General features: G+C 45.8%; 22 protein-coding genes and 1 tRNA gene. 16 read left to right on the top strand and 7 right to left on the bottom strand.

Translation table 11 applies throughout. The features are described from left to right. Positions 1 to 2: 2 nt before the first annotated feature. The 3 genes from PP178_RS00295 to PP178_RS00285 form a co-directional block, all read right to left on the bottom strand. Positions 3 to 716 carry a pirin family protein gene (locus PP178_RS00295; RefSeq protein ID WP_272592310.1) on the bottom strand — a complete coding sequence of 238 codons (714 nt, stop codon included), beginning with the start codon at positions 714 to 716 and terminating at the stop codon, positions 3 to 5. Between the two features lie 148 nt (positions 717 to 864). Then, positions 865 to 1,482 (bottom strand): ribosome biogenesis GTP-binding protein YihA/YsxC, encoded by a 618-nt coding sequence (yihA, locus tag PP178_RS00290; RefSeq protein ID WP_272592309.1) that lies wholly within the window; start codon positions 1,480 to 1,482, stop codon positions 865 to 867. A gap of 9 nt (positions 1,483 to 1,491) precedes the next feature. After that, a complete protein-coding gene (locus tag PP178_RS00285) occupies positions 1,492 to 2,256 on the bottom strand; it encodes an alpha/beta fold hydrolase (RefSeq protein WP_272592308.1) in 765 nt (254 codons plus the stop codon). A 266-nt stretch (positions 2,257 to 2,522) separates the two neighbouring features. On the opposite strand from PP178_RS00285, the gene mraZ reads away from it, so the two are divergent. From mraZ to PP178_RS00205, 16 genes are all read left to right on the top strand, one after another. Beyond that, positions 2,523 to 2,987: a division/cell wall cluster transcriptional repressor MraZ gene (gene mraZ, locus PP178_RS00280; protein ID WP_133643563.1), complete on the top strand. Its 465-nt coding sequence runs from the start codon at positions 2,523 to 2,525 to the stop codon at positions 2,985 to 2,987. Continuing rightward, a complete protein-coding gene (rsmH, locus tag PP178_RS00275) occupies positions 2,974 to 3,870 on the top strand; it encodes a 16S rRNA (cytosine(1402)-N(4))-methyltransferase RsmH (protein ID WP_272592307.1) in 897 nt (298 codons plus the stop codon). Before mraZ ends, rsmH begins: the two co-directional genes overlap by 14 nt. A gap of 77 nt (positions 3,871 to 3,947) precedes the next feature. Beyond that, on the top strand, positions 3,948 to 4,268 hold the full coding sequence (locus tag PP178_RS00270; protein WP_272592306.1) for an FtsL-like putative cell division protein: 321 nt from the start codon (positions 3,948 to 3,950) through the stop codon (positions 4,266 to 4,268). Further along, positions 4,269 to 6,275 (top strand): penicillin-binding protein, encoded by a 2,007-nt coding sequence (locus tag PP178_RS00265; protein ID WP_272592305.1) that lies wholly within the window; start codon positions 4,269 to 4,271, stop codon positions 6,273 to 6,275. Beyond that, positions 6,272 to 7,735: a UDP-N-acetylmuramoyl-L-alanyl-D-glutamate--2,6-diaminopimelate ligase gene (locus PP178_RS00260; RefSeq protein ID WP_272592304.1), complete on the top strand. Its 1,464-nt coding sequence runs from the start codon at positions 6,272 to 6,274 to the stop codon at positions 7,733 to 7,735. The genes PP178_RS00265 and PP178_RS00260 overlap by 4 nt, the downstream gene beginning before the upstream one ends. A 49-nt stretch (positions 7,736 to 7,784) precedes the next feature. Further along, positions 7,785 to 9,005 carry a phospho-N-acetylmuramoyl-pentapeptide-transferase gene (gene mraY, locus PP178_RS00255; RefSeq protein ID WP_272592303.1) on the top strand — a complete coding sequence of 407 codons (1,221 nt, stop codon included), beginning with the start codon at positions 7,785 to 7,787 and terminating at the stop codon, positions 9,003 to 9,005. After that, entirely contained in the window at positions 9,005 to 10,339 is a 1,335-nt protein-coding gene (gene murD / locus PP178_RS00250; RefSeq protein WP_272592302.1) for a UDP-N-acetylmuramoyl-L-alanine--D-glutamate ligase, read from the top strand. Before mraY ends, murD begins: the two co-directional genes overlap by 1 nt. Positions 10,340 to 10,343: 4 nt before the next feature. Beyond that, on the top strand, positions 10,344 to 11,543 hold the full coding sequence (locus tag PP178_RS00245) for an FtsW/RodA/SpoVE family cell cycle protein (protein WP_272592301.1): 1,200 nt from the start codon (positions 10,344 to 10,346) through the stop codon (positions 11,541 to 11,543). Beyond that, positions 11,530 to 12,627: an undecaprenyldiphospho-muramoylpentapeptide beta-N-acetylglucosaminyltransferase gene (murG, locus tag PP178_RS00240; RefSeq protein WP_272592300.1), complete on the top strand. Its 1,098-nt coding sequence runs from the start codon at positions 11,530 to 11,532 to the stop codon at positions 12,625 to 12,627. The genes PP178_RS00245 and murG overlap by 14 nt, the downstream gene beginning before the upstream one ends. Continuing rightward, positions 12,624 to 13,976 carry a UDP-N-acetylmuramate--L-alanine ligase gene (gene murC, locus PP178_RS00235; RefSeq protein ID WP_272592299.1) on the top strand — a complete coding sequence of 451 codons (1,353 nt, stop codon included), beginning with the start codon at positions 12,624 to 12,626 and terminating at the stop codon, positions 13,974 to 13,976. The genes murG and murC overlap by 4 nt, the downstream gene beginning before the upstream one ends. Continuing rightward, positions 13,966 to 14,685, top strand: coding sequence for a cell division protein FtsQ/DivIB (locus PP178_RS00230; protein WP_272592298.1), 720 nt, complete (start codon positions 13,966 to 13,968; stop codon positions 14,683 to 14,685). The genes murC and PP178_RS00230 overlap by 11 nt, the downstream gene beginning before the upstream one ends. Positions 14,686 to 14,690: 5 nt before the next feature. Beyond that, entirely contained in the window at positions 14,691 to 16,019 is a 1,329-nt protein-coding gene (gene ftsA, locus PP178_RS00225; RefSeq protein ID WP_272592297.1) for a cell division protein FtsA, read from the top strand. A 43-nt stretch (positions 16,020 to 16,062) separates the two neighbouring features. Next, positions 16,063 to 17,994, top strand: coding sequence for a cell division protein FtsZ (gene ftsZ / locus PP178_RS00220; protein WP_272592296.1), 1,932 nt, complete (start codon positions 16,063 to 16,065; stop codon positions 17,992 to 17,994). A 93-nt stretch (positions 17,995 to 18,087) separates the two neighbouring features. After that, positions 18,088 to 18,537 (top strand): GatB/YqeY domain-containing protein, encoded by a 450-nt coding sequence (locus PP178_RS00215; protein ID WP_272592295.1) that lies wholly within the window; start codon positions 18,088 to 18,090, stop codon positions 18,535 to 18,537. A 122-nt stretch (positions 18,538 to 18,659) separates the two neighbouring features. After that, positions 18,660 to 18,733 (top strand) — tRNA-Arg (locus tag PP178_RS00210). 586 nt (positions 18,734 to 19,319) lie between these two features. Then, positions 19,320 to 19,472, top strand: a complete 153-nt coding sequence (locus PP178_RS00205; RefSeq protein WP_272592294.1) for a hypothetical protein — start codon at positions 19,320 to 19,322, stop codon at positions 19,470 to 19,472. Between the two features lie 707 nt (positions 19,473 to 20,179). Here the strand turns inward: PP178_RS00205 and PP178_RS00200 are convergent. From PP178_RS00200 to PP178_RS00185, 4 genes are all read right to left on the bottom strand, one after another. After that, positions 20,180 to 21,619: an aldehyde dehydrogenase family protein gene (locus PP178_RS00200; RefSeq protein ID WP_272592293.1), complete on the bottom strand. Its 1,440-nt coding sequence runs from the start codon at positions 21,617 to 21,619 to the stop codon at positions 20,180 to 20,182. A gap of 71 nt (positions 21,620 to 21,690) precedes the next feature. Next, complete coding sequence (locus PP178_RS00195; RefSeq protein WP_272592292.1) at positions 21,691 to 22,674, bottom strand: YpdA family putative bacillithiol disulfide reductase; 984 nt, start codon at positions 22,672 to 22,674, stop codon at positions 21,691 to 21,693. Between the two features lie 5 nt (positions 22,675 to 22,679). Further along, positions 22,680 to 23,333, bottom strand: a complete 654-nt coding sequence (gene rpe, locus PP178_RS00190) for a ribulose-phosphate 3-epimerase (protein ID WP_272592291.1) — start codon at positions 23,331 to 23,333, stop codon at positions 22,680 to 22,682. Between the two features lie 244 nt (positions 23,334 to 23,577). After that, entirely contained in the window at positions 23,578 to 24,441 is an 864-nt protein-coding gene (locus tag PP178_RS00185; protein ID WP_094997794.1) for a sigma-70 family RNA polymerase sigma factor, read from the bottom strand. Positions 24,442 to 24,503: the final 62 nt, after the last annotated feature.

Genomic DNA, 24,503 nt, shown 5'->3' with positions numbered 1-24,503 from the left:
GCCTAGGCTTGCATGGGCACTTCCATAAGGAGTAGCTTGGTATCTTCCTCAAAATTAATATCCACGCTTTCCGTGTCCCGGATACCCAGGCCGTCGCGCCGGGAGAGTGAGGTCTTTCCAAGCTTGCAGCTGCCTTCCAGTACAAATATATAGACGCCATTCCCCTGTTTGTTTATCTCGTACCGGGCTTGTTTACCCTTATCAAAATGTCCCAGGTAGAACCAAGCGTCCTGGTGAATCCACACTCCGCCATCATCAGGATTAGGGGATAAGACCTGGTAGAAGTTGTTTTTTAACTCGTCTTCCGGGAGTGAGATCTGGTCATACCTGGGTTCCACATCCTGAACTTTAGGAAGCACCCATATTTGCAAGAACTTAACTGCCTTATCCTTATTCCGGTTGTATTCGCTGTGGCGTACGCCGGTTCCGGCGCTCATCACTTGTATATCCCCGGAGCGGATCACTTTTGTATTTCCCATACTGTCTTGGTGTTCCAGGTCTCCTTCCAGTGGGATAGATATGATCTCCATATTTTTGTGCGGGTGGGTGCCGAATCCCATCCCGGGGGCAACCTCATCGTCATTGAGTACCCTGAGAACCCCGAAATTCATCCGATCCGAGTTATAATAGTTGGCAAAACTAAAAGTATGATGACTATTAAGCCAGCCGTGGTCAGCGTGCCCGCGGCTGTCTGCTTTGTGTAGAACGGTATTCATTTAAATTGTTTTTAGAATCTCTGCAAGGGCGCTAAGCTGTCTTTGGTGCTATAGAACCCTGTTCAGTACTCTAAAATTACAGAAATCGTGCGTGGTTTGGAATGGCGAATAATCAAATCTGCTTATGGGCAGATAAGAAAACAGGGTATCATTTAGAAGTCTGCTCGTAAAACGCTTTGTTAATGTCGTCTATGTACTGTAGCAGTTCATCCCGGCCCTCGTAGCTGGACGAGGAAGTGACGAAATAGACCGGAGCTTCAGCCCAGGCTTCTTTTAGTAGGTGATCGAGGTAGGCGGCTACTTTGGTTTCCTTTTCATTGGGCTTTAGTTTATCGGCCTTGGTAAAAATGATGGAGAAAGGAATGCCTTCAAGGCCAAGCCATGTCATAAATTCTGTGTCTATCGGTTGTGGTTCGTGGCGTATATCGACCAGTACAAAGGCATTAACCAGTTGTTTTCGTTTCCTGAAATAATCCGTGATATATTTCTGAAAGGTACTTTTTGATTTCTTGGAAACCCTTGCGTAACCATAGCCGGGTAAATCGACAAGGAACCAGTTGTTGTTGATCTTAAAGTGATTGATCAATTGTGTTTTCCCGGGTCTTCCTGATGTTTTTGCCAGTGATTTTCGCTCGGTAAGCATATTGATAAGGGACGACTTCCCCACGTTGGAACGCCCGATAAAGGCATATTCCGGCAGGGGTTCATTAGGACATTTGAGCACGTTGGAATTGCTCATTACAAAGTCGGCCGACTTAATCTTCATATGTGGAGTTTAGATATTCCGTTTCTTCAACCAGCTGTATAGCAGTTCGTTGAATTTTTCAGGGTGTTCCATCATGGGGGCATGCCCGCATTTTTCTATCCAGAACAGGTCCGAATCGGGTAATAGTTCGTGAAATTCTGTCGCGACATTGGGAGGTGTTACAGAGTCGTTCTCTCCCCAGATAATACAGGTAGGGGTTTTCATTTTGGGCAGGTCCTTAGCCATGTTGTGTCGAATGGCGCTTTTGGCAATAGCCAGGGTCCTGATGATCTTATTCCTATCGTTCACCGTCGCAAAAACCTCGTCTACGATCTCTTTGGTGGCTACTTCCGGATCGTAGAAGACCATCTCTGCCTTCTTTTTGATGAAATCGTAATCGCCCCGCCTTGGGTAACCGTCTCCCATTGCGCTTTCATATAGGCCGGAACTTCCGGTAATGACCAATGCGCGGACCATCTCGGGGTATAGCTTGGTATGCAGTAAACCTATGTGACCGCCCAGGGAATTACCCAGTAGGATGACATCCTTCAACTTCTTATACTCCAGGAATCCTTCAAGGAATTTGGCGAAGTTCTTAACGTTTGTCTTCAATACCGGCATCTCGTAAATGGGGAGTTCGGGAATCAGGATCTTATAGCCTTTATCGGGAAAGAAGTCTGTGACGCCGTGAAAATTGCTCAATCCTCCCATGAGCCCGTGTAATATAATTATAGGGGTACCTTCCCCTACTTCTATATACCTGTATTTTCCATCGGTAATAAAATTGTCTTTCATGCAGGTCAGCTTGGCGTCAGTTGGCAAATATAGGTAATTCCACGTAATGCGAATTCCCACGGATTATTCTCATCAGCAATCTTTTGGATTGCGCTCGCCTTAAAATAACAAAAATTTTCAGAGTTCTCCACCTACTTTCTCAGGTGGATTTTCACGAAGGGAGCTTCGCGCGAGGGATAAATTTATCAACAAAGTGGTAATAAGTGGTAAATTGTGGTAATAATTTTTATATTTTTGAGTTAATAAAGAGTAAACCAACCATTTCAGTGATAGGATTTATAGGGACATATGAGTGTAAAGCCGATGCTAAGGGGCGTGTCATGATTCCTGTCACCCTTAAAAATCAATTGGCCCCACTGATCAACCAGGGGTTTGTCATCAAAAGATCCGTTTTTCATCCATGTCTGGAGCTCTACCCGATGGAAGAGTGGCAGAAGCTCATGCAGAAAATGAACAAGAAGAACCGGTTCAAGAAAAAGAACAATGATTTCATCCGCAGGTTTTCTGCCGGGGTTAAACCGGTAGAAATTGATGCCACCGGGAGATTATTGATCCCGAAGAACCTGGTGTCTATTGCGGGGATAGAAAAAGAGGTTGTTCTGAGTTCGGCGATCAATATCATCGAGATTTGGGACAAAGATAGTTATGAAAAGGTCATTGAGGAGACTGCAGAGGATTTTGCGGACCTGGCCGAAGAAGTAATGGGTGACGATGGAGATGAATTATCATAATCCGGTTTTGCTAGAGGCGTCTGTAGACGGCCTGGATATCGTTCCTGCTGGCGTCTATGTGGATGTCACGTTTGGAGGCGGTGGGCATTCCCGTGAAATATTAAAAAGGTTGGGGCCTGAGGGTCGGCTTTATGCCTTTGACCAGGATGAAGATGCGCTGCAGAATAAGATAGATGATGAGCGTTTTACCCTGATCAATGAGAATTTCAGGCACATAAGGCAGTTCCTGAAATTTTACGGAGTGCGGCAGGTGAATGGGATCCTGGCAGATTTTGGAGTCTCGTCTCACCAGTTCGATATCCCGGAACGCGGATTTTCTACCCGTTTTGATGCAGACCTGGATATGAGAATGAGCAAGCGTAGCTCCTTGTCTGCTTATGAAGTGATCAATGAATACGATGAAAGTGATCTCAGGGATGTGCTTTTCCAATACGGTGAATTGCGTAATGCCGGGGCGATGGCAAAGGCGATTGTTACAGCAAGGGAAAATGGGCCGATTAAGACCACGGCAGCTTTGAAGGAAGTTTTAAAACGATTCTTGCCGGCGCATAAGGAACATAAAATACTGGCGCAGGTTTACCAGGCCATCCGGATAGAGGTAAACCAGGAAATTGCAGTGATCCGCGAGTTTTTGCTTCAATGCCCGGAGCTACTGGTAGATCGTGGAAGGTTGTCGGTGATCAGTTACCATTCCCTGGAAGACAGGCTGGTGAAACGATTTATCCGAACCGGGAAATTTGAAGGAGAGGCAGAAAAGGATTTTTACGGGAACATCAGCGTTCCTATGAAAAAGGTGGGAGGATTAATTGTGCCCACCGCCGAAGAGATTAAGAAGAATAGTCGCGCAAGGAGTGCTAAACTCCGGATCGCTGAAAAAATATAGTCAGCCTGGGCAACGGGTATACCTTAATATATAAGGAAGCCCGCTGCATAACATTTAACAGTAAAGAATAGCCAAGCATGAAAAAGGGGATCGTAGATATTCTAAGAGGGAAATTCCTGATCAGCAGTGACGCGCCCAAGAACTGGACCTTTATCATTTTCACTTCTTTCCTGGCCACGGTGATGATCGCCAGTGCTCACAGTGCAGACCGAAAGGTGCATAAAGTAGCCGCCCTGAACGAGGAGGTTAAAGAGTTGAGGAGCCAATTCGTAGACATGCGCTCTGATGTACAGAAACTGAAATTGGAATCGACTATACGCGAAACCGTTAAAGATGATGGATTACTGCCTTCGGAGAATCCACCTAAAAAGATCAAGGTAAAAGCTAAAAAAAGCTAGATGGCCGTTACGGAGAAGAACATATTAAATCGTTTATACCTGGTGGCGGGAAGTCTTTTCCTGTTTGCCTTCGCCGTGGTATTTAAACTGGTTACCATACAGATGGTAGACGGTGATAAATACCGCGATCTTGCCATGCAGAGGACGGAGAAGATGTTCACTATTGCGCCTAACCGTGGTAATCTTTATTCCGATGATGGTAGTTTGCTGGCTACCTCTGTATCCCGTTATACCATTCGTTTTGATGCGGTCACTGTCAAGGATGCAGATTTTGAGGAACAGGTAAAACCACTTTCAAAAGCACTGTCCGGTCTCCTGGGTAAGCCTTCTGCGCATTACGAGCAGCAACTCCGAAAGGCTAAGATCAACAAGAATCGTTATGCGCTCATAGCCCGGAACCTGGATTATTCGGAGTATATGGAGCTTCGGGAATTCCCGCTATTTAACATGGGGCCTTATAAAGGGGGTGTGATCGTAGAGCAGAAGACCGTTCGCGAACACCCATTAGGGAAGATCGCCGAGCGGAGCGTGGGATATGAAAGGTTTGATGAGAATGGTTATGCTACCAGGGTGGGACTTGAAGGTGCTTTTGGACAATACCTCAGGGGAGTTGAGGGGAAAAGAATGAAGCAGAAGATCGCTAAAGGACAGTGGAAACCCATCGGATTTGATAACCTGGTGGAGCCTAAAGACGGTTATGATGTAGTGTCTACTATCGATATTAACATACAGGATATCGCTCATCATGCCTTGCTGTTCCAATTAGAAAAATATAAGGCAGAACACGGTTCTGTCATTGTGATGGAGACCGAAACAGGCGAGATCAAAGCAATTTCTAACCTTGGGCGTACCACTGACGGTAACTATTACGAGCGATTGAATTACGCTATTGGCGAATCTCACGAACCCGGGTCAACTTTTAAATTAATGTCGCTTGTAGCGGCCCTGGAAGATGGGGTGGTTGATACAAGCACCGTGATTGATACCGAGAAGGGTCGGTGGAGGATCTTTGATCGTACAGTAAGAGATTCCAAGCATGGGGGCTATGGCAAGATCAGCATGGGGAAGGCATTTGAAGTGTCTTCCAATACGGCCTTTGCCAAAATGGTACACTACGGCTACAAAGATAATCCTGAAGCTTATGTTAAGCGCTTGCGCAGTATGGGCTTGCACGAGAAGCTGGGACTCCCCATAAAGGGTGAGGGTGAACCGGTGATTCGTATGCCTGGCGATAAGGGGTGGTCAGGGATCTCCCTGGCCTGGATGTCTCATGGTTACGAGGTCTCACTTACTCCATTGCAGACCCTGGCCTTCTACAATGCTATTGCCAATGGCGGGGAGCTGCTTAGGCCAAGATTGATCAAAGAAGTACGGGAGTGGGACCAACCTATAGAGGTGTTTGAAAAAGAGGTACTGAACCCTGCGATCTGTTCCCCGGAAACGGCTGCCAAGGTTAAGCAGCTGCTGAGTAACGTAGTATCCGAAAAACACGGTACGGGTCATGGCTTGTATTCCCCGCAGTTCTCCATGGCCGGAAAAACAGGGACGGCTCAGAAAAATTATGTTTCTAAGGACCCGGACAAGCTAAAATATATCTCCACATTCGCCGGATTTTTCCCTGTTGAAAACCCGAAATACTCCTGTATAGTGGTCATTCATGAACCCGATAAAAGCGTGGGGTACTACGGGGCCGATGTTTCGGGGCCTGTGTTTAAATCCGTTGCCCAGAAGATTTATGCCAATAATCCTATGGTGGATGAAGTAGAATCACTGCAGCCCAATAGTGAAGAACTGGAGAAGGAATACGAGCAATATTATGCCCAGGTACAGAAGCAGTACAGTCATGTTCCTGATGTAAAGGGGATGAGCGGGATGGATGCTATTTCTATTTTGGAGAACCTCGGACTTGAAGTAGAAGTAAGAGGAAATGGAAAGGTGAGAAGACAATCGGTCAATAAGGGGACCGATCTGAAAAATGTTAAAAAAATTGTGTTAGAACTTTCATGAAGTCATTAAAGGACATACTATATGGTGTACGCCTCGCGGCAGTGACCGGTTCTACGGCTAAAATGGTGAACACCATTTGTTTTGACAGTAGGGACGTAGGTATGGATGATGTGTTCGTGGCTACCCGTGGTACACAGACCGACGGACATCAGTACATTGATTCGGCTGTCAAGTCGGGCGCAAATACTGTGGTTTGCGAGGAAATCCCCGAGGAACTGGTCAACGAGGTGACATATATACAGGTAGACAATGCCCAATCTGCCCTGGCGGTAATGGCGGCAAATTACTATGGCAACCCTTCCCGCAACCTGAAATTAGTTGGGGTAACGGGAACCAATGGTAAAACCACCGTCAGCAGTCTTCTCTACCAACTCTTCAGAAAGGCCGGTTATAAAGTCGGCCTGATTTCTACCATAAAAATAATGGTAGGTGACAAAGAATACGCCACCCGGCATACTACACCTGATGCAATGGTGATCAATAAGCACCTGGCGCTGATGAGTGAAGAAGGGGTGGAATTCTGTTTTATGGAGGTTAGTTCCCACGGGATCGCACAGAAGAGAACAGAAGGGCTCTATTTTGAGGGTGCCATCTTCACCAATTTGTCTCATGATCACCTGGATTACCACGAGACATTCGCGGCCTACCGGGATACCAAGAAATTACTTTTTGACAATTTACCTAAAACGGCCTTTGCCTTATCAAACATAGATGATAAGAACGGATATGTCATGTTGCAGAATACGAAGGCGAGGAAATTCACCTACGCTTTAAAGACCTATGCTGATTTCAGGGCGCAGATCCTGGAAAATCAATTCAGTGGCCAATTATTGAAGATAGGGGAGAACGAATTCTGGACCAGGTTAATCGGTCATTTTAATGCCTATAATGTATTGGCCATCTATGCAGCGGCAGAGTTGCTGGGGCTGGAAACCCTTGAGATCTTGAGATTGATCAGTGAACTGGAAACTGTAGACGGAAGGTTCCAGTATTTTATATCCGACAAGAAAATTACAGCGATAGTTGATTATGCCCATACACCGGATGCACTTAAAAATGTATTGATAACTATCAATGCATTGAGGACTGGAAATGAAAACGTCATTACCGTAGTGGGGTGCGGTGGTGATCGTGACAAGTCGAAGCGTCCGGTTATGGGTCATATCGCTACTGAATTAAGTACGCAGGTCATCTTTACCTCTGACAATCCCCGGTCAGAAGATCCATCTAAGATCATAGAAGACATGGAAGCGGGCGTAGAGCCACAGAATACAAGGAAGGTCCTTGCTATTGAGAGCCGGGAACAAGCCATTAAAACGGCTTGTAAAATGGCCAGTGAACAGGACATTATCCTGATTGCCGGGAAAGGCCACGAAACCTACCAGGAAACCAAGGGTAAGCGGGTAGATTTCGATGATTTTAAGAAAGTCAGGGATATGCTGACCGAATTACAAAAATAAAACCAGCCCGGTACTCCAAGGAGTCCGGACATACTAGATAACTGACAAGATGCTGTATTATCTGTTCGAATACTTAGAAAAACAATACCAGTTCCCGGGAGCAACCTTATTCCAGTTCCTCTCTTTCCGGGCGGCTATGTCTGTTTTGTTATCCCTGGTCCTGGCTACGGTCTATGGCAAACGGATCATTTTATTCCTGCAGCGAAAACAGATCGGTGAGACTGTCAGGGACCTGGGACTTGAAGGGCAGGAGCAGAAGGCAGGAACCCCTACCATGGGGGGACTTATCATCATCATGTCTACCCTTGTTCCCGTATTACTTTTTACCAAACTGGACAATGTATACATCCTGCTGCTGATCGTGACCACCCTTTGGATGGGGGCTATCGGTTTTATCGACGATTACATCAAGATCTTTAAGAAGAACAAGCAGGGACTCAAAGGACGATTTAAAGTGATGGGGCAGGTAATGCTGGGTCTCATGGTAGGGGCGACGCTCTACTTTCACCCGGAGGTGACTATGAAGGAAAATAACAGCAGCATGATCACGGAGCGGTTCACCGTAGAGCAGGTAGAGGGAAAGGAGATCAAATCGATCAAAACCAATGTGCCTTTCTTTAAAGATAACGAACTGGACTATAGTGCCATGCTGGGCTGGATGGGTGAAGGAGCCAAGGATTACGCCTGGTTGCTGTTTATTCCCATTGTCATTTTTATCGTGACCGCTGTTTCTAATGGCGCCAACCTGACAGACGGCATCGATGGGCTGGCAGCAGGGACCTCTGCTATCATTGTACTTACCCTTGGCATTTTTGCCTGGGTTTCCGGTAACATCATATTCTCGGACTACCTGGATATCTTCTTTATCCCCAGGGCAGGTGAACTGGTGGTATTTATTGCGGCCTTCGTAGGAGCCTTAGTTGGTTTCTTATGGTACAATGCCTTCCCAGCACAGGTGTTTATGGGGGATACCGGTAGTCTTACCATTGGTGGGGTTATAGCGGTAATTGCGCTGATCGTAAGGAAAGAATTACTGATCCCACTTTTATGCGGGATCTTTTTTGCCGAGTCGCTCTCGGTGATGATACAGGTGAGTTATTTCAAGTATACCAAGCAGAAATACGGTGAAGGGAGAAGAATTTTCCTTATGTCACCCCTGCATCACCACTACCAGAAGAAGGGTTACCACGAGAGTAAGATCGTGACCAGGTTCTGGATTATCGGGATCCTCCTGGCAATCGTAACCATCGTGACCCTAAAAGTCCGATAATGAAAAAGCTGGTCGTACTTGGTGGGGGCGAGAGTGGAATTGGTACCGCCATATTGGGCAAACAGAAAGGGTACGAGGTCTTTGTATCGGACAAAGGCCGGATAGCAAAAAAATATAAAGACGTTCTTATACATCTTGGAGTTGATTGGGAAGAAGAAGGACATACTGAAGCGAGAATCTTACAGGCAGACCTGGTAATGAAAAGCCCGGGTATTCCTGATAAGGTAGCCCTGGTAAAAGCATTACTCGAACAAGGGACCCCGGTAATATCTGAAATCGAGTTCGCAGCCAAGTATACCGACGCCACTATCATTGGAATCACCGGGAGTAATGGGAAAACCACTACGACCATGCTGACCTACCATATCCTGAAAGAGGCAGGATTAAATGTTGGGATGGCCGGGAATATCGGGGATAGTTTTGCAAAGATGGTCGCAGAAGAACAGTATGAATATTATGTACTGGAGATCAGCAGCTTCCAGTTAGACGGGATAAGGGATTTTAAGCCGCACATAGCGATAATCACCAATATCTCTGAAGACCACCTGGACCGGTACGAATATAAGTTTGAGAATTATATCGCCTCTAAATTCCGGATCGCTGAAAATCAACGAGAAGAGGATTTTTTCATCTATGATGCCGATGACGAAGTAACGGTATCCTGGTTAAAAGATCACCCGGTACGGCCGCAAATGCTGCCCTTTTCCATTGAAAAGAAGTTGCAACAGGGTGCCTGGCTGGAGAAAGAGAACATACGGATTAAGACAAATGAAAACACTATTGATATGAAAAACGAAGCATTGGCCCTGGAAGGCAAGCATAACTTAAAGAATACCATGGCGGCAGCTACGGTGGCTAAACTGGTCAGTATCCGGAAGGAGACCATTCGCCAGAGTATTCAGAATTTCCAGGGAGCCCCGCATCGCCTGGAGAAGGTGCTGAAAATTCACCATGTACAGTACATCAATGACTCCAAGGCGACCAATGTCAATGCAACATATTACGCCCTGGATAGTATGAGCGGGCCTACGATCTGGATTGTTGGGGGAATTGATAAGGGCAACGACTACAAATCCCTTATGCCCCTGGTACGTGAAAAGGTAAAGGCAATTATTTGCCTGGGCGTAGACAATTCTAAGATTGTTGAGACCTTCGGCAATGCTGTAGACTTAGTGGTAGAGACGGTTGCTATGCAGGAAGCTGTAAAGGTGGCCTATAAGATATCTGAACGCGGGGACACCGTTTTGCTGTCACCTGCTTGTGCGAGTTTTGACCTGTTCAATAATTACGAGGACAGGGGGAACCAATTTAAGGAAGCTGTAAAGAATTTGTAAAACCATGAGTGGATTGTTCCAGAACATAAAAGGGGATAAGGTGATTTGGGCCGTGGTGGCCTTGCTCGCCCTTTTTTCGTTCCTGCCTGTTTACAGTGCCAGTAGTAACCTGGTATATGTTGTCGGGACAGGGACTACGATCGGGTACCTACTAAAGCATGCCATGCTTTTATTCCTGGGTTTTGGGATCATTTTCGCTGTTCATAAAATACCGACACATTTCTTTAAAGGGTTGTCCATCATTGCGATGCCCGTAGTCTTAGTGCTATTAGTATATACTCTTGCCCAGGGAACCACCATTGACGGTGCCAATGCTAGTCGTTGGATCCGACTTCCATTCGTCGGTATATCTTTCCAGACCTCTAACCTTGCAGCAGTGGTGTTAATGATCTATGTAGCGCGATACCTCACCAAGATGAAGGATAAGACAGTCACATTTAAGGAAAGTCTTTTACCGCTTTGGGTTCCGGTTTTCCTTGTGATTATGCTGATACTGCCTGCCAACTTCTCTACGGCAGCCATTATATTTTTCATGGTAATGGTGTTGTGTTTCCTGGGAGGTTACCCTATAAAATACCTATTGGGTATGGTGGGTGCAGGAATTGCCATGCTGTTCATGTTCATCCTCCTGGCCAAAGCAGTACCGGACCTTATTCCCAACCGTATTGATACCTGGGTCAGCAGGATAGAGAGTTTCTGGGATCCTGCGGATACCGAATCCGATTACCAGATAGAAAAAGCTAAGATCGCTATTGCCACCGGGGGAATTATGGGTAATGGAGCCGGGAAAAGTGTGATGAAAAATTTCCTGCCCCAGAGTTCCTCGGATTTCATCTATGCGATCATCATCGAAGAATACGGACTGTTGGGAGGATTGGCATTGCTGTTCTTCTATATGCTTTTATTGTTCAGGATCGTCGTAGTGGCCAATGCACATGAAAGTATTTTTGGAAAATTATTAGTAGTGGGTGTAGGAATTCCTATAGTGTTCCAGGCTTTAATTAACATGGCTGTAGCGGTAGAGCTGTTCCCTGTAACCGGTCAGACCCTTCCCCTGATCAGTAGTGGAGGTACCTCTATCTGGATGACCTGCCTGGCCATTGGCATAATTCTGAGTGCCAGTATCAAGCGGGAGAAAAAGTCGGAAGAGCCCGTAGAAAACGATGAGACCAACCCTTTAGAGATATTGAGTGGACAATTATAGATTCATATTATCCGGAGGGGGAACAGGAGGGCATATTTACCCGGCTATCGCAATTGCCAATGAGCTGAAGAAGCGATACCCTGATGCCAGTTTTCTTTTTGTCGGGGCAAAAGGGAGGATGGAAATGGAAAAAGTACCACAGGCGGGGTACGAGATAAAAGGATTGTGGATCACAGGGCTGCAAAGGAAACTCAGCCTGAAAAATTTAATGTTTCCCTTTAAGTTGATGCAGAGTTTGTTAAAGGCAAGTAAGATAGTATCCGAGTTTAAACCGCATGTGGCTATAGGCACAGGGGGATTTGCCAGTGGACCTGTGTTGCAGGTGGCTTCCAAGAAGGGGATACCCTGTGTGTTACAGGAACAGAATTCTTATGCCGGTATCACCAATAAGCTATTGGCGAAAAGGGCGGCAAAGATCTGCGTTGCCTATGATGGGATGGAGAAATTCTTCCCCGCAGAGAAAGTGGTAAAGACGGGTAACCCGGTGCGTGAATCCCTGATCCAGGCACTGGACTCCAAGGAAGAGGCTGCTGCATATTTTAAGCTGGATGTTCAAAAAAACACCTTGGTGGTATTAGGTGGAAGCCTTGGATCACGAAGGATCAATGAGTTAATCGCTGATAAGCTTTCGTTAATTGAGGAAATGGGAATACAGCTGGTTTGGCAATGTGGAAAGGGGTACTATGAAAGTTACAAAGGAATGGAAACGGAGACCATTCGGGTCTATGATTTCCTGAACCGGATGGACCTGGCTTATGCCATGGCAGATACGATCATTTCACGGGCAGGTGCCGGTGCAGTATCAGAATTAGCCTTGGTAGGTAAACCGGTGATCTTAATTCCTTCTCCCCATGTGGCTGAAGATCACCAGACCAAGAATGCCCGGGCCATGGTGGATAAAAATGCAGCAATTATGCTGAAGGAGGATGAGTTGGATGCCAGCTTTGAAACAGTTTTCAGGAAGCTGATGAACACTCCGGAAGGGCGTAGAAGGCTGGGAGAGAATATCAGGACGATGGCATTGCCGGATGCAACGCGCAGGATTGTAGATGAAATAGAAAAGTTACTACCAACCGCATCATGAATATAAAGGAAATACATAACGTTTATTTTATCGGGATTGGGGGCATAGGAATGTCTGCCCTGGCCCGGTATTTCCATTTCATCGGGAAAGAGGTAGGCGGTTATGATAAGACATCTTCACCACTGACGAGGGAGTTAGAGGAAATGGGGATGATCATCCATTATACAGATGATGTATCCGAGATAAAGGGAAGGTTCAGGGATGCTGCCACAACATTGGTGGTGTACACTCCTGCCGTACCTAAAGACCACAAGGAACTGGCGTATTTCAACGCCAGGAATTTTAAGGTAAAGAAACGTTCCGAGGTTCTTGGTGCAGTCACTAAAGAATCATTTTGTTTTGCTGTAGCCGGAACTCATGGAAAGACAACCACATCTACTATCCTTGCTCATTTACTGAAAGAGTCCGGCGTTCCGTTAATGGCTTTCCTAGGTGGGATTTCTGAAGATTTTCATAGCAATTTCATACTGGAAGGAACTGAATATTCCGTTGTAGAAGCCGATGAGTACGATCGTTCCTTCTTGCGATTAACTCCAGACATTGCTTGTATCACTTCTATGGAAGCGGATCACCTGGATATATATGGAGATGGCGAACAATTAGTGCAATCTTTCCATGATTTTGCCGGGAGGCTGAAACCGGGAGGTAAGCTATTTGTGAGGAAAGGGCTGGCGATTGATGGGATCACTTACGGGATAGAAGAAGATGCTGATTACAGCATACAGAACCTGAAGGTATCCGGTGGAAAATATCACTTTGACATACACGGTCCGGAGTCTGTTTTTACCGGACTCTCTTTTGCTTTACCCGGGAGACACAACCTGCTCAATGCCCTTGTAGCCTTTGCTATGGCTTCGCAGGCGAATACCTCAGGGGAAAAGCTAGGTAAAGCACTGTCTTCTTTCAAAGGTGTGTCTAGAAGATTTTCTTACAGGATCCGGCGGGAGGACCTGATTTTTATCGATGATTATGCGCATCATCCCGGGGAGATCGATGCAGTTTACCAGGCGGTGACAGAAATGCATCCGGGTAAGCGAACTGTGGTAGTCTTCCAGCCGCACTTATTTTCACGGACAAGGGACTTTGCGGAGGGTTTTGCACGCAGCCTCTCTCAATTTGACTGCCTGCTGCTGCTGGATATTTATCCGGCACGTGAATTACCTATACAGGGCATCACCTCTTCCTGGTTATTAGAGCAGCTGGATTTGGATGAAAAAGAATTAGTAAAAAAGGAAGGATTAATTGAAGAAATAAAAAGAAGGCGCCCCGAAGTTTTGATCACTATGGGGGCCGGGGATATTGGACTGGAAGTTGCACAAATACAAAAAGAACTGGAACATGAAGGCTAAACTGAATTATCTCAAACTTGCCGGATTAATGATCTGCGTCATAGGGCTTTACGCTTTTTCTTCGAAAAGGAGTGCTGACCGTAATGTGCAGGGAATCCGGATATCCTTTGTCGGCAGTGATAATTTATACGTAACCGAGGAAACGGTTAATAAATTGTTAATACAAAAATACGGCAGGCTCTCAAACGTCCCTAAAGAAAATATAGCTTTGAATACTATTGAGGAGGTTATTGAAACCAACGAAATGGTGAAAGACGCCCAGGTATTTCTTACTGTAAACGGCGAACTCACAACCAAGATCGAACAAAGGCAACCCATAGGTCGCATAGAGGGATACCCCAAATATTACCTAGATGAGGAGGGGAAACGTATGCCTTTATCGAGCAACCATTCAGCCCGCGTACCAATTATAACAGGGAAGATCACAGGCAAAGCATTAGAGGATGCCTATGTAATCCTGAAATATATTAACACGGACGACTTTCTTAGGAAGAACGTCATAGGTATCCATATCCTGGAAGAAGGAAATTACCAGCTAAAATTCCGCGTAGAGAATTTCGTGGTAAACCTGGGGGGGATAGAAGACCTTCAGAAGAAGTTTAACAATTTCAAGGCCTTTTATGCGAAGGCTGCCAAAGACCGGACATTAAAGGAATACGATATCGTAAGCCTGGAGTTTAACAATCAAGTAGTGTGCACCAAAATATAGAACATATGGAACAAGGGAATTATTCAGTCGGACTCGATATAGGGACCACCAAGATCGTCGCCATCATTGGAAAAGAAAATGAGTACGGCAAGATTGAAGTGGTTGGGATCGGCAGGTCTAAAAGCCTGGGGGTTCATCGTGGGGTGGTTAACAATATCACCCAGACGATACAATCTATCCAGCAGGCTGTGGAGCAGGCCGAAGCAAATTCCGGTTTAAAGATAGGTTCTGTAGTCGTTGGAATAGCCGGACAACACATCCGAAGCTTACAGCACAGTGATTACATCACCAGGGCCAACTCTGAAGAAGTAATCAACGAAGATGACCTGGATAAACTTTGTAACCAGGTTTACAAACTGGTAATGTTACCCGGTGAGGAGATTATCCATGTACTGCCGCAAGAATATCGTATTGACGGACAGGGCGAAATTAAACAACCCATGGGGATGTACGGAGGCAGGCTGGAAGCAAATTTCCACGTTGTGGTTGGCCAGGTGTCTTCCATCAAGAATGTAGGGCGTTGTATTAAAAGTGCAGGACTTGATTTAGGGAATATTACCCTGGAGCCCCTTGCATCTTCCGATGCTGTTCTAAGCCAGGAAGAGAAAGAAGCAGGTGTAGCATTGATCGATATAGGGGGAGGTACAACAGACCTTGCCATCTTCAAAGATGGAATTATCAGGCATACCGCGGTAATTCCTTTTGGTGGAAATGTGATCACCGAGGATATCAAGGAAGGCTGCTCTATCATTGAGAAGCAGGCCGAATTGCTGAAGATCAAGTTTGGTTCTGCCTGGCCGGGCGAGAACAAGGATAACGAGATCGTGAGCATTCCCGGTCTTAGGGGCAGGGAGCCCAAGGAGATCACCCTGAAAAACCTCTCAAAGATCATTCACGCAAGGGTAGTGGAGATCATAGAGCAGGTATACGTAGAGATCAAGAATTACGGGCACGAAGAACAAAAGAAAAAATTAATTGCGGGTATTGTCCTCACCGGGGGAGGCAGCCAGTTAAAGCATCTGAAGCAACTGGTAGAGTATATCACCGGGATGGATACACGGATTGGATACCCTAACGAGCACCTGGCGGGGGATTCTGATGAAGAGATCGCAAGTCCGCTCTACGCTACAGCGGTTGGATTATTGATGAATGCCGTCAGGAACCAGGGTCGCATGAAACATGATGCAGAAGATACCCAACAAGAGATTGATACAGAATTAGTACTGGAAACCACCATGGAGGAAGGTACACAGACCGGAGTTCGCAGAGAAAGGAAGTCGGTCTTTGACCGTTGGTCTGAGAAATTGAAAGATTTTTTAGATAACGCAGAATAATCAGAATACACAGAAGCACATAAAAACCTCAAAATTATTGATCATGAGCAGCAACACCGAATTTGACAACATCGCCTTTGATTTGCCCAAGAATCAAAGCAACGTAATTAAAGTGATCGGAGTAGGTGGAGGCGGAAGTAACGCCATCAACCACATGTTCCAGGCCGGGATAAACGGTGTGGATTTTGTAATATGTAATACCGATGCTCAGGCATTACAGAACAGCTCGGTGCCCAACAAAATTCAGCTGGGGGTTTCCCTGACTGAGGGATTAGGAGCGGGCGCAAACCCGGAAGTCGGCGAACAGGCAGCCTTGGAGAGTATGGAAGAGATCAAGCAGATGCTGGATACTACGACCAAGATGATCTTCATCACTGCCGGGATGGGTGGAGGAACCGGTACAGGAGCTGCACCTGTTATTGCTAAACTCGCCATGGAGATGGACGTCTTAACGGTGGGGATCGTTACCATGCCTTTCCAGTTTGAAGGTAAGAGCCGATGCAAACAAGCACAGATAGGGATCGAAAAATTACGTGCCAATGTGGATTCCCTGATCGTGATCAATAACAATAAATTAAGGGAAGTTTACGGCAACCTGGGCTTTAAAGCAGGTTTCTCTAAGGCAGATGAAGTGCTTGCCACCGCAGCCAGGGGGATTGCAGAAGTAATTACCCACCACTACACCCAGAATATTGACCTCAGGGATGCAAAGACCGTTTTATCCAATAGCGGTACGGCAATTATGGGGTCTTCAGTTTCTTCAGGATCAAACAGGGCCAACGAGGCTATAATGAAAGCACTGGATTCTCCATTGCTTAATGATAATAAGATCACGGGAGCCAAGAACGTATTGTTGCTGATCGTTTCAGGGGCCCAGGAGATTACTATCGATGAGATCGGTGAGATCAATGATCACATCCAGATCGAGGCAGGTCATGGAGCCAATATCATCATGGGTGTTGGGGAAGATGAAAACTTAGGAGAGGCTATTGCCGTAACCGTCATCGCTACGGGTTTTAATATAGACCAGCAGGATGAGATCGTCAATACCGAATCCAAAAAGATCATCCATACGCTGGAGGATGAACAAAAAGCAACCCGTAACCTGAGCCAGGAGCCGGTAGTTCATGTACTGGAAGATGAAGAGATCGTTCAGAAACCCGCTCAGAAGCAACAGCCTAAGGCAAAGAAGGAAGAGGAGATGGACCTGATCCCTACGACCAATTACATCAGGAATTTTAATGTTTTCTATGACGAAGTGGTTGCTACGGGGGTGAAGGAAGAGGACTTTATTATAATCGATTCTAAGGAATCCCTGGAGTCTATAGAAGTAGTGGACCCGGAGGTTGTCTCTTCAAAGAGATCGGATAGAGACCAGATCGCTTTTAGTTTTGATATGCCTTTAAAGAAGGAGGAACCGGTACAGGAAGAAGAAAAAGAACACACCATCACTTTTAGCTTGGACGATGAGGTCAGGGATATGGATGTAGAGGATCATATAGAGGTGGTACCCGTTTTAGAATATAACAAAGATGGAGAGACCAGGTATAGTCTGGATGATTATATGGACCTGGAGAAAAAACTTACCGGTGCAAAATCAAAGGCCGAGAAGTTTGAGCCTAAGCTGAAAGACAGTGAGTTGGTGTTCGAGAAAAAGACAGTCCGCCAGGAGGAATCCAAGCAAACCGTAGCGGATACTGAAGAACCAGACCCGATGAACAGCCCTATAGAGGCATTACTGAAGGAACGTGCTGCCGAGCGCAGGAAAAAGCTGAAGGACTTCAATTACAAGTTCCAGAATAACGTAAATAATATTGATGAAATAGAGAAGGAGCCTGCGTATAAACGTCAGGGAGTAGACCTTTCTGCCCATAATAAGGAAGGAAAAATCTCCAGGACTTCACTTGGTGAAGACAGCAATGATGAAATGCAAATCCGTTCAAATAACTCATTCCTGCACGACAACGTGGACTAATTTGCCCAAACGTTTCCCCCAGTGCTGATAAACCCGGAGAGTAATACTTATCCGGGTTTATTTTTTATCTTCGTAGCCCTAAAATTGGTGGATATGGCTTTACAGGAAAAATTGCTGACCGAGATGAAAACCGCGATGAAATCTAAGGATGCGGTACGACTGGAATCCTTACGTGCGATCAAGGCCGCTCTCTTATTGGCAAAAACAGAAAAATCGGCCGGTAACGAGCTGACAGAAGAAGAAGAGATCAAGATCGTACAACGATTGGTCAAGCAGCGCAAAGACAGTGCAGCGATATACAAGGAACAGGGCAGGGCAGACCTGGCAGAACCCGAGATGGCCCAAGCGAAGATCATAGAATCTTATTTACCCGAGCAGCTTTCGGAAGCAGAGATCGAAGCCGTCGTAGAGCGTACGATAGCTGATACGAATGCGGAGGGAATGAAGGATATGGGTAAAGTAATGGGCATGGTGTCCAAGGAATTGGCCGGGAAGGCGGATGGCAAAACCATTTCCACGATAGTGAAGGCTAAATTGCAATAATACCTATGGGTAACCGGCGGGAAAATGGAAGAAATTTTTTGATGCCGGATAGCAGTTTTTATGTAAATTGCGCTCCCTAAGGAAAAGGGGGCATTGCTTAAATACTTCCTTATAATACAGGAGGCCGCGTAGTTCAACTGGATAGAATATCAGATTTCGGCTCTGAGGGTTGGGGGTTCGAATCCTCCCGCGGTCACTACAAACCAAAAGTCCACAACGAGAGTTGTGGACTTTTTTTATACCCTTAGGCGAACAAAACCAACGGTTTTAGTGAGCCTTGGGTATAAAAAAAGCATACGGCATAGCCGTGGGACTTTTCGATTTGCAAAGGGGAGCGCGGTTAGGATCAACGGAGTTAATCCTCCATATAAGAAATGTATTCACTTGCGAACAAAACCAACGGTTTTAGTGAGCCTTGGGTATAAAAAAAGCATACGGCATAGCCGTGGGACTTTTCGATTTGCAAAAGGGAGCGCGGTGAGGATCAACGGAGTTAATCCTCCATATAAGAAATGTATTCATTTGCGAACAAAACCAACGGTTTTAGTGAGCCTCGGGTATAAAAAAAGCATACGGCATAGCCGTGGGACTTTTCGATTAGCAAAGGGGAGCGCGGTGAGGATCAACGGAGTTAATCCGTACTCGAGCTCTATAGAAAGGGCCGGGTTAAATAATTAATTCACTTTTTTTAGGGGGTTACAGCGTTACACAGGGACATAGGGACATAGGGACAAGAGCAGATTGATGATTATAGTTATAGGCTATTATGGAAATATTTTTCTATGAACTACCTACCCGCCCGCCTTGATGGACGCAGTCCGGGCAGTAACATTTCGTATGATACATGTGGGGTTAAGAAATACAGAGGTATCCTAAGAGTAGTATTGGAAGTAAGTGAGCCGGGGATCACTGATCCCGCCCCGGAGATAAGATAAGATTCTTCACTGCATAAAGCTTGCATTGTAGATGCAATATTTAACCGGGGTTCTTAACCCCGCCCCGTGCTTAAGTTAGGTGTATTCACTGCAGGAAGCTTGCAGTTTCATTTATTACAGGGTAACACAGGGACACAGGTATACAGGGACATAGGGACAAGAGCAGATTGATGATTACAGTTATAGGCTATTATGGAAAAATGTTTCTGTGAACTACCTACCCGCCCGCCTTGATGGACGCAGTCCGGGCAGTAACATTTCGTATGATACATGTGGGGGGAAGAAATACAGAGGTATCCTAAGAGCAATTTAGGAAGTAAGTGAGCCGGGGATCACTGATCCCGCCCCGGAGATAAGATAAGATTCTTCACTGCATAAAGCTTGCATTGTAGATGCAATATTTACCCGGGGTTCTTAACCCCGCCCCGTGCTTAAGTTAGGTGTATTCACTGCAGGAAGCTTGCAGTTTCATTTATTACAGGGTTACAGCCCGCCCGAACGTGCCGTCCGGTACGGGCGGGGGTTACACAGGGACACAGGTACATAGGGACATAGGTAGATTGTTAATTGCATTAATAGTCTATACCGGAATGATTTTTTGCCAACCGCCAACCACTGAGCGTACCATCCGTAAGGCGAGAGTTACAAAGGCACATAGAAACATAAGATTGACCTTTGCTGTGTTATAAGTCGGGAATACGGTTACTTCAAAACCACCTAAGTGTAATCTCGGCAATCCTCTGTTTCCAGGATGTATAAGGAGGGAAGAGTAACTGAATGATACCCCGGTTATACTGCTTTAGTACCGCCCGCTGGTTGGAGAATTCCCGAAAACCGTAGATGCCGTTAGATTTGCCGATCCCGCTGTTATTTACCCCGCCAAAAGGCAGGTTAGTGTTGGCGTACTGCAGCACATTGGAATTAATGCAACTACTGCCTGCCCTGGTCTCATCCAGAATCCTCTTAATATGCTTTTTTTTGTTGCTGTAGATATAGAGAGCCAAAGGTCTTTCCTTGCTGTTGACATAAGTGATCGCCTCTTGCAGGTCTGTATAGGTTTTCACCGGGAGTACCGGCCCAAAGATCTCTTCCTGCATCAGGCTTGCATTATCCGGCAATCCTTCGATGACCGTGGGACTGATATAATGGTCGTCTGCATCGTGTTTTCCGCCCAAATGGGTAACAGCACTATGCTGGTGGGCGTCATCCAGGTGTTTCTTTAATCGCTGAAAGTGGCGTTGATTCACAATTCTGCTATATGATGCCGAATTCTTAGGGTCAGCAGAGAAGAATTGGGTCACCTCTCGCTCCAGCAGCTGAAAGAATTCGGTCTTTACAGTCTCTTCAATCAACAGGTAATCCGGGCTGACACAGATCTGCCCGGCATTGATGAATTTACCCCAGGCTATCCTTTTGGCGGCAGCTTTCAGGTTAGCACTCTGATCCACGATCACAGGAGATTTCCCTCCTAATTCCAAAGTAACAGAACTGAGATGTTCTGCTGCCGCAGCCATGACCTTCTTCCCGATTCCCGGGGAGCCGGTAAAGAAAATGTGGTTAAATGGGAGCTTTAATAATTCCCTTGCGGATTCAGCATCGCCTTGTACCATGGCAATTTCTTCTTCCCGGAACAGCTCTTCCACGATCTGCTGCATCACCCCCGCAATATGGGGGGTCATTTCTGAAGGTTTAAGAATTACCGTATTTCCTGCGGCTATGGCCGAAACCAAAGGAGCGAAAGTAAGATTCAGGGGGAAGTTCCAGGGGGATAGGATCAGGCATACTCCCTTAGACTCGTAGCGGAACCAGGAAGAGGTTCCGAACAGCGTAAGTGGAGTGTCCACGCGCTGTTTCCTCATCCATTGGTGAAGGTGCTTCCTGCAGTGCTTAATTTCCTGCACAACAGGGTAGATCTCGGTGAGATCTGTTTCCGTATACGGTTTCTTAAAATCTTTGAACAGGGCTTCCTGTATCTGAGGACGATAGGTTTCGCGCACCGCTTTTAAAAGTCGGTTCAGTTTTTCTATACGCTCCCGAGCAGTACTCTTACCGGTGATAAGCATCTGCTCCTGCTGCTTTTGAAAAAGCAGGGCAAAGGGATGGATGGTTTGTGCAGTTGGTGTAGATGTTGTATCTGTCTGGATCATATAAGAATGGTAATTAACCTAAGATACGAAACCTGGCCCATGATCTGATCTGTCAGGAATGGAAATCAAATTCAGGAAGTCACTTTATTTTTTTGTTTCTCAAGTATTGATGCGATGATCATATCAGCATGAATCCTGGAGTTTTCAATAAACCACTTGTGGGTCTCCATACCCCCGCAAATAACCCCGGCCAGGTAAAGCCCTGGCACATTGGTTTCCATGGTTTCCTGGTTGTAAACCGGTAGCTTCTTCTCGTCGTCAGACAGTTTAATCCCTATCTTTTGAAGGAAATTGAAATTTGGCTTATAGCCTGTTAAGGCCAATACAAAATCATTTTCTAATACGGTTTCCCCTTCAGGGGTTTCTACGACAATTTCGTTCTGCCTTATTTCCTTGACAACCGAATTGTAATAGGCCTGGATACTACCTTCTTCAATCCGGTTAATGATGTCCGGTCTCACCCAATACTTAACGCGCTGTCCCACTTCGGGGCCTCGGATGATCAAGGAAACCTCCGCACCTTTGCGCCAACATTCCAGGGCGGCGTCTATAGCCGAATTACTGGCTCCAATGACCGCTAGCTTCTGGCTGGCATAGAAATGGGGATCCTTGTAATAATGAGATACCTTAGGAAGGTCTTCCCCCGGTACATTAATTTTATTGGGCAAATCATAGAAACCGGTGGCAACGATGACATTCTTTGCCTGGTAGCGTGTCTTCTCAGAGGTAATAATAAAGTAATCATCATTCTTCTCAACCCCTTGAATTCGTTCAAATAAATGAATGTTCAACTGGTTAGAAGTTACAATCCGCCGGTAATATTCCAGGGCTTCATTTCGTTTTGGTTTCGCCTCTTTACTGATAAAAGGGATCTCTGCAATCTCCAGTTTTTCGGATGATGAAAAGAACTGCATATTGATGGGGTAGTTGAACAGGGAATTCACAATAGGACCCTTTTCAACAATGAGATACTTCAATCCATTTTTCTTTGCCTCTAGTCCACAGGCGATCCCAATGGGCCCCCCGCCAACGATCAATACATCATATGCTTCCATCAATACTAACTGTCTTTTAATTCCTGGATAGTGGCAGCGGGATCAGGACTCCCGAAGACTGCACTTCCTGCTACCAGCACATCTGCCCCGGCAGCTTTCAGTTTACCAGCATTCTGTAGTCCTACGCCACCGTCTACTTCTATCAGGGTTTCGCATCCCTTAGCCGAAATAAGTTCTTTCAGCTTACGTATTTTTTCATAGGTATTCTCTATGAACGATTGACCGCCAAACCCGGGATTAACGCTCATAATCAGGACCAGGTCAAGATCCTGTATAATATCTTCCAATGAACTTACCGGGGTATGCGGGTTCAGGGCGACCCCTGCTTTCATCCCTTCTTTTTTAATGGCCTGCACTGTTCTGTGAAGGTGTGTACATGCCTCTTCATGAACAGTAAGCATATAAGCCCCGAGTTTTGCAAACTCACTGATATAGCGATCGGGATCCACGATCATCAAGTGTACATCCAGGGGTTTGCTGGCATGGGATGCAATAGTCTTTACGATAGGCATGCCATAAGAAATATTAGGTACGAACAAGCCGTCCATAATATCGAGATGATGCCAGTCTGCCACACTGTTTTCTACCAGTTTTACATCGCGTTCTAAGTTGCCAAAATCTGCTGCGAGTAGGGAAGGGGCAATTTTTAAATGCTTCATGGGCGTTTTACGGATAAAGATAGTTACAAAGGTAAGGAAATGATGTATTTCCCCGGACTCACCATTAATATGGGTAATAGGCCTCAATTGACCTATATAAAATGAAAAACTCCGGTAATCAGCCGGAGTTCATTCATCAATCAAAAAACGAACAGTCATGATATACTGTTGTTGTGGTTACAAATTACAATTATTATACCAAAATCACAACGGGTGAATAGCTTATAATCGCAATAGTATTTTCTTAGCCCAGGTAGGTCTTCAGGATTTTACTCCTGGAAGTGTGCTTTAACCTCCTGATTGCTTTTTCCTTGATCTGTCTTACACGCTCCCTGGTAAGATCAAAAGTCTCACCGATTTCCTCTAAGGTCATGGAGTGTTGTCCTGCAAGACCGAAATACAAGCGGATCACATCGGCCTCCCTTGGCGTCAGTGTTTCCAGTGCTCTTTCAATTTCGGTTCGTAGCGACTCGTGTAATAATTCTTTATCCGGGTTAGGAGATTCTCCACTACGGAGAACATCGTAAAGGTTAGAATCCTCACCATCGATAAGCGGGGCATCCATGGATACGTGGCGGCCGGAGTTCTTCAGAGACTGTTTTACATCTTCTACAGTCATGTCCAGTTCTTTCGCGATCTCTTCCGCGGACGGAATCCGTTCATGAGCCTGCTCCAGGAATGCAAAGGTCTTATTGATCTTGTTGATAGATCCGATCTTGTTCAGTGGAAGACGGACAATTCGGGATTGCTCTGCAAGAGCTTGCAATATGGACTGGCGAATCCACCATACTGCGTAAGAGATGAATTTAAATCCACGGGTTTCATCAAAGCGCTGTGCGGCTTTGATCAGTCCGAGGTTACCTTCATTGATCAAATCAGGCAGGGTAAGTCCCTGGTTCTGGTACTGTTTAGCAACGGACACCACGAACCTCAGGTTAGCCTTGGTCAATTTTTCAAGAGCGATCTGGTCCCCGGCTTTAATCCGTTGTGCCAGCTCTACTTCTTCATCGGCAGTGATCAGATCCACTTTACCGATTTCCTGTAAGTACTTGTCCAATGACGCGGTTTCCCTGTTGGTTACCTGTTTGGTGATTTTTAATTGTCTCATCTAGCTTTTTCCTTTCAAATTAAATTGCAGTATGCATAGGCTGCATATACTTATACGTAGAA

It is taken from the genome of Zeaxanthinibacter sp. PT1 (assembly GCF_028464225.1).
GTDB lineage: Bacteria > Bacteroidota > Bacteroidia > Flavobacteriales > Flavobacteriaceae > Zeaxanthinibacter.
The sequence above is the reverse complement of the archived record's forward strand: the minus strand, read 5'-3'. Positions and strand labels throughout refer to the sequence as shown.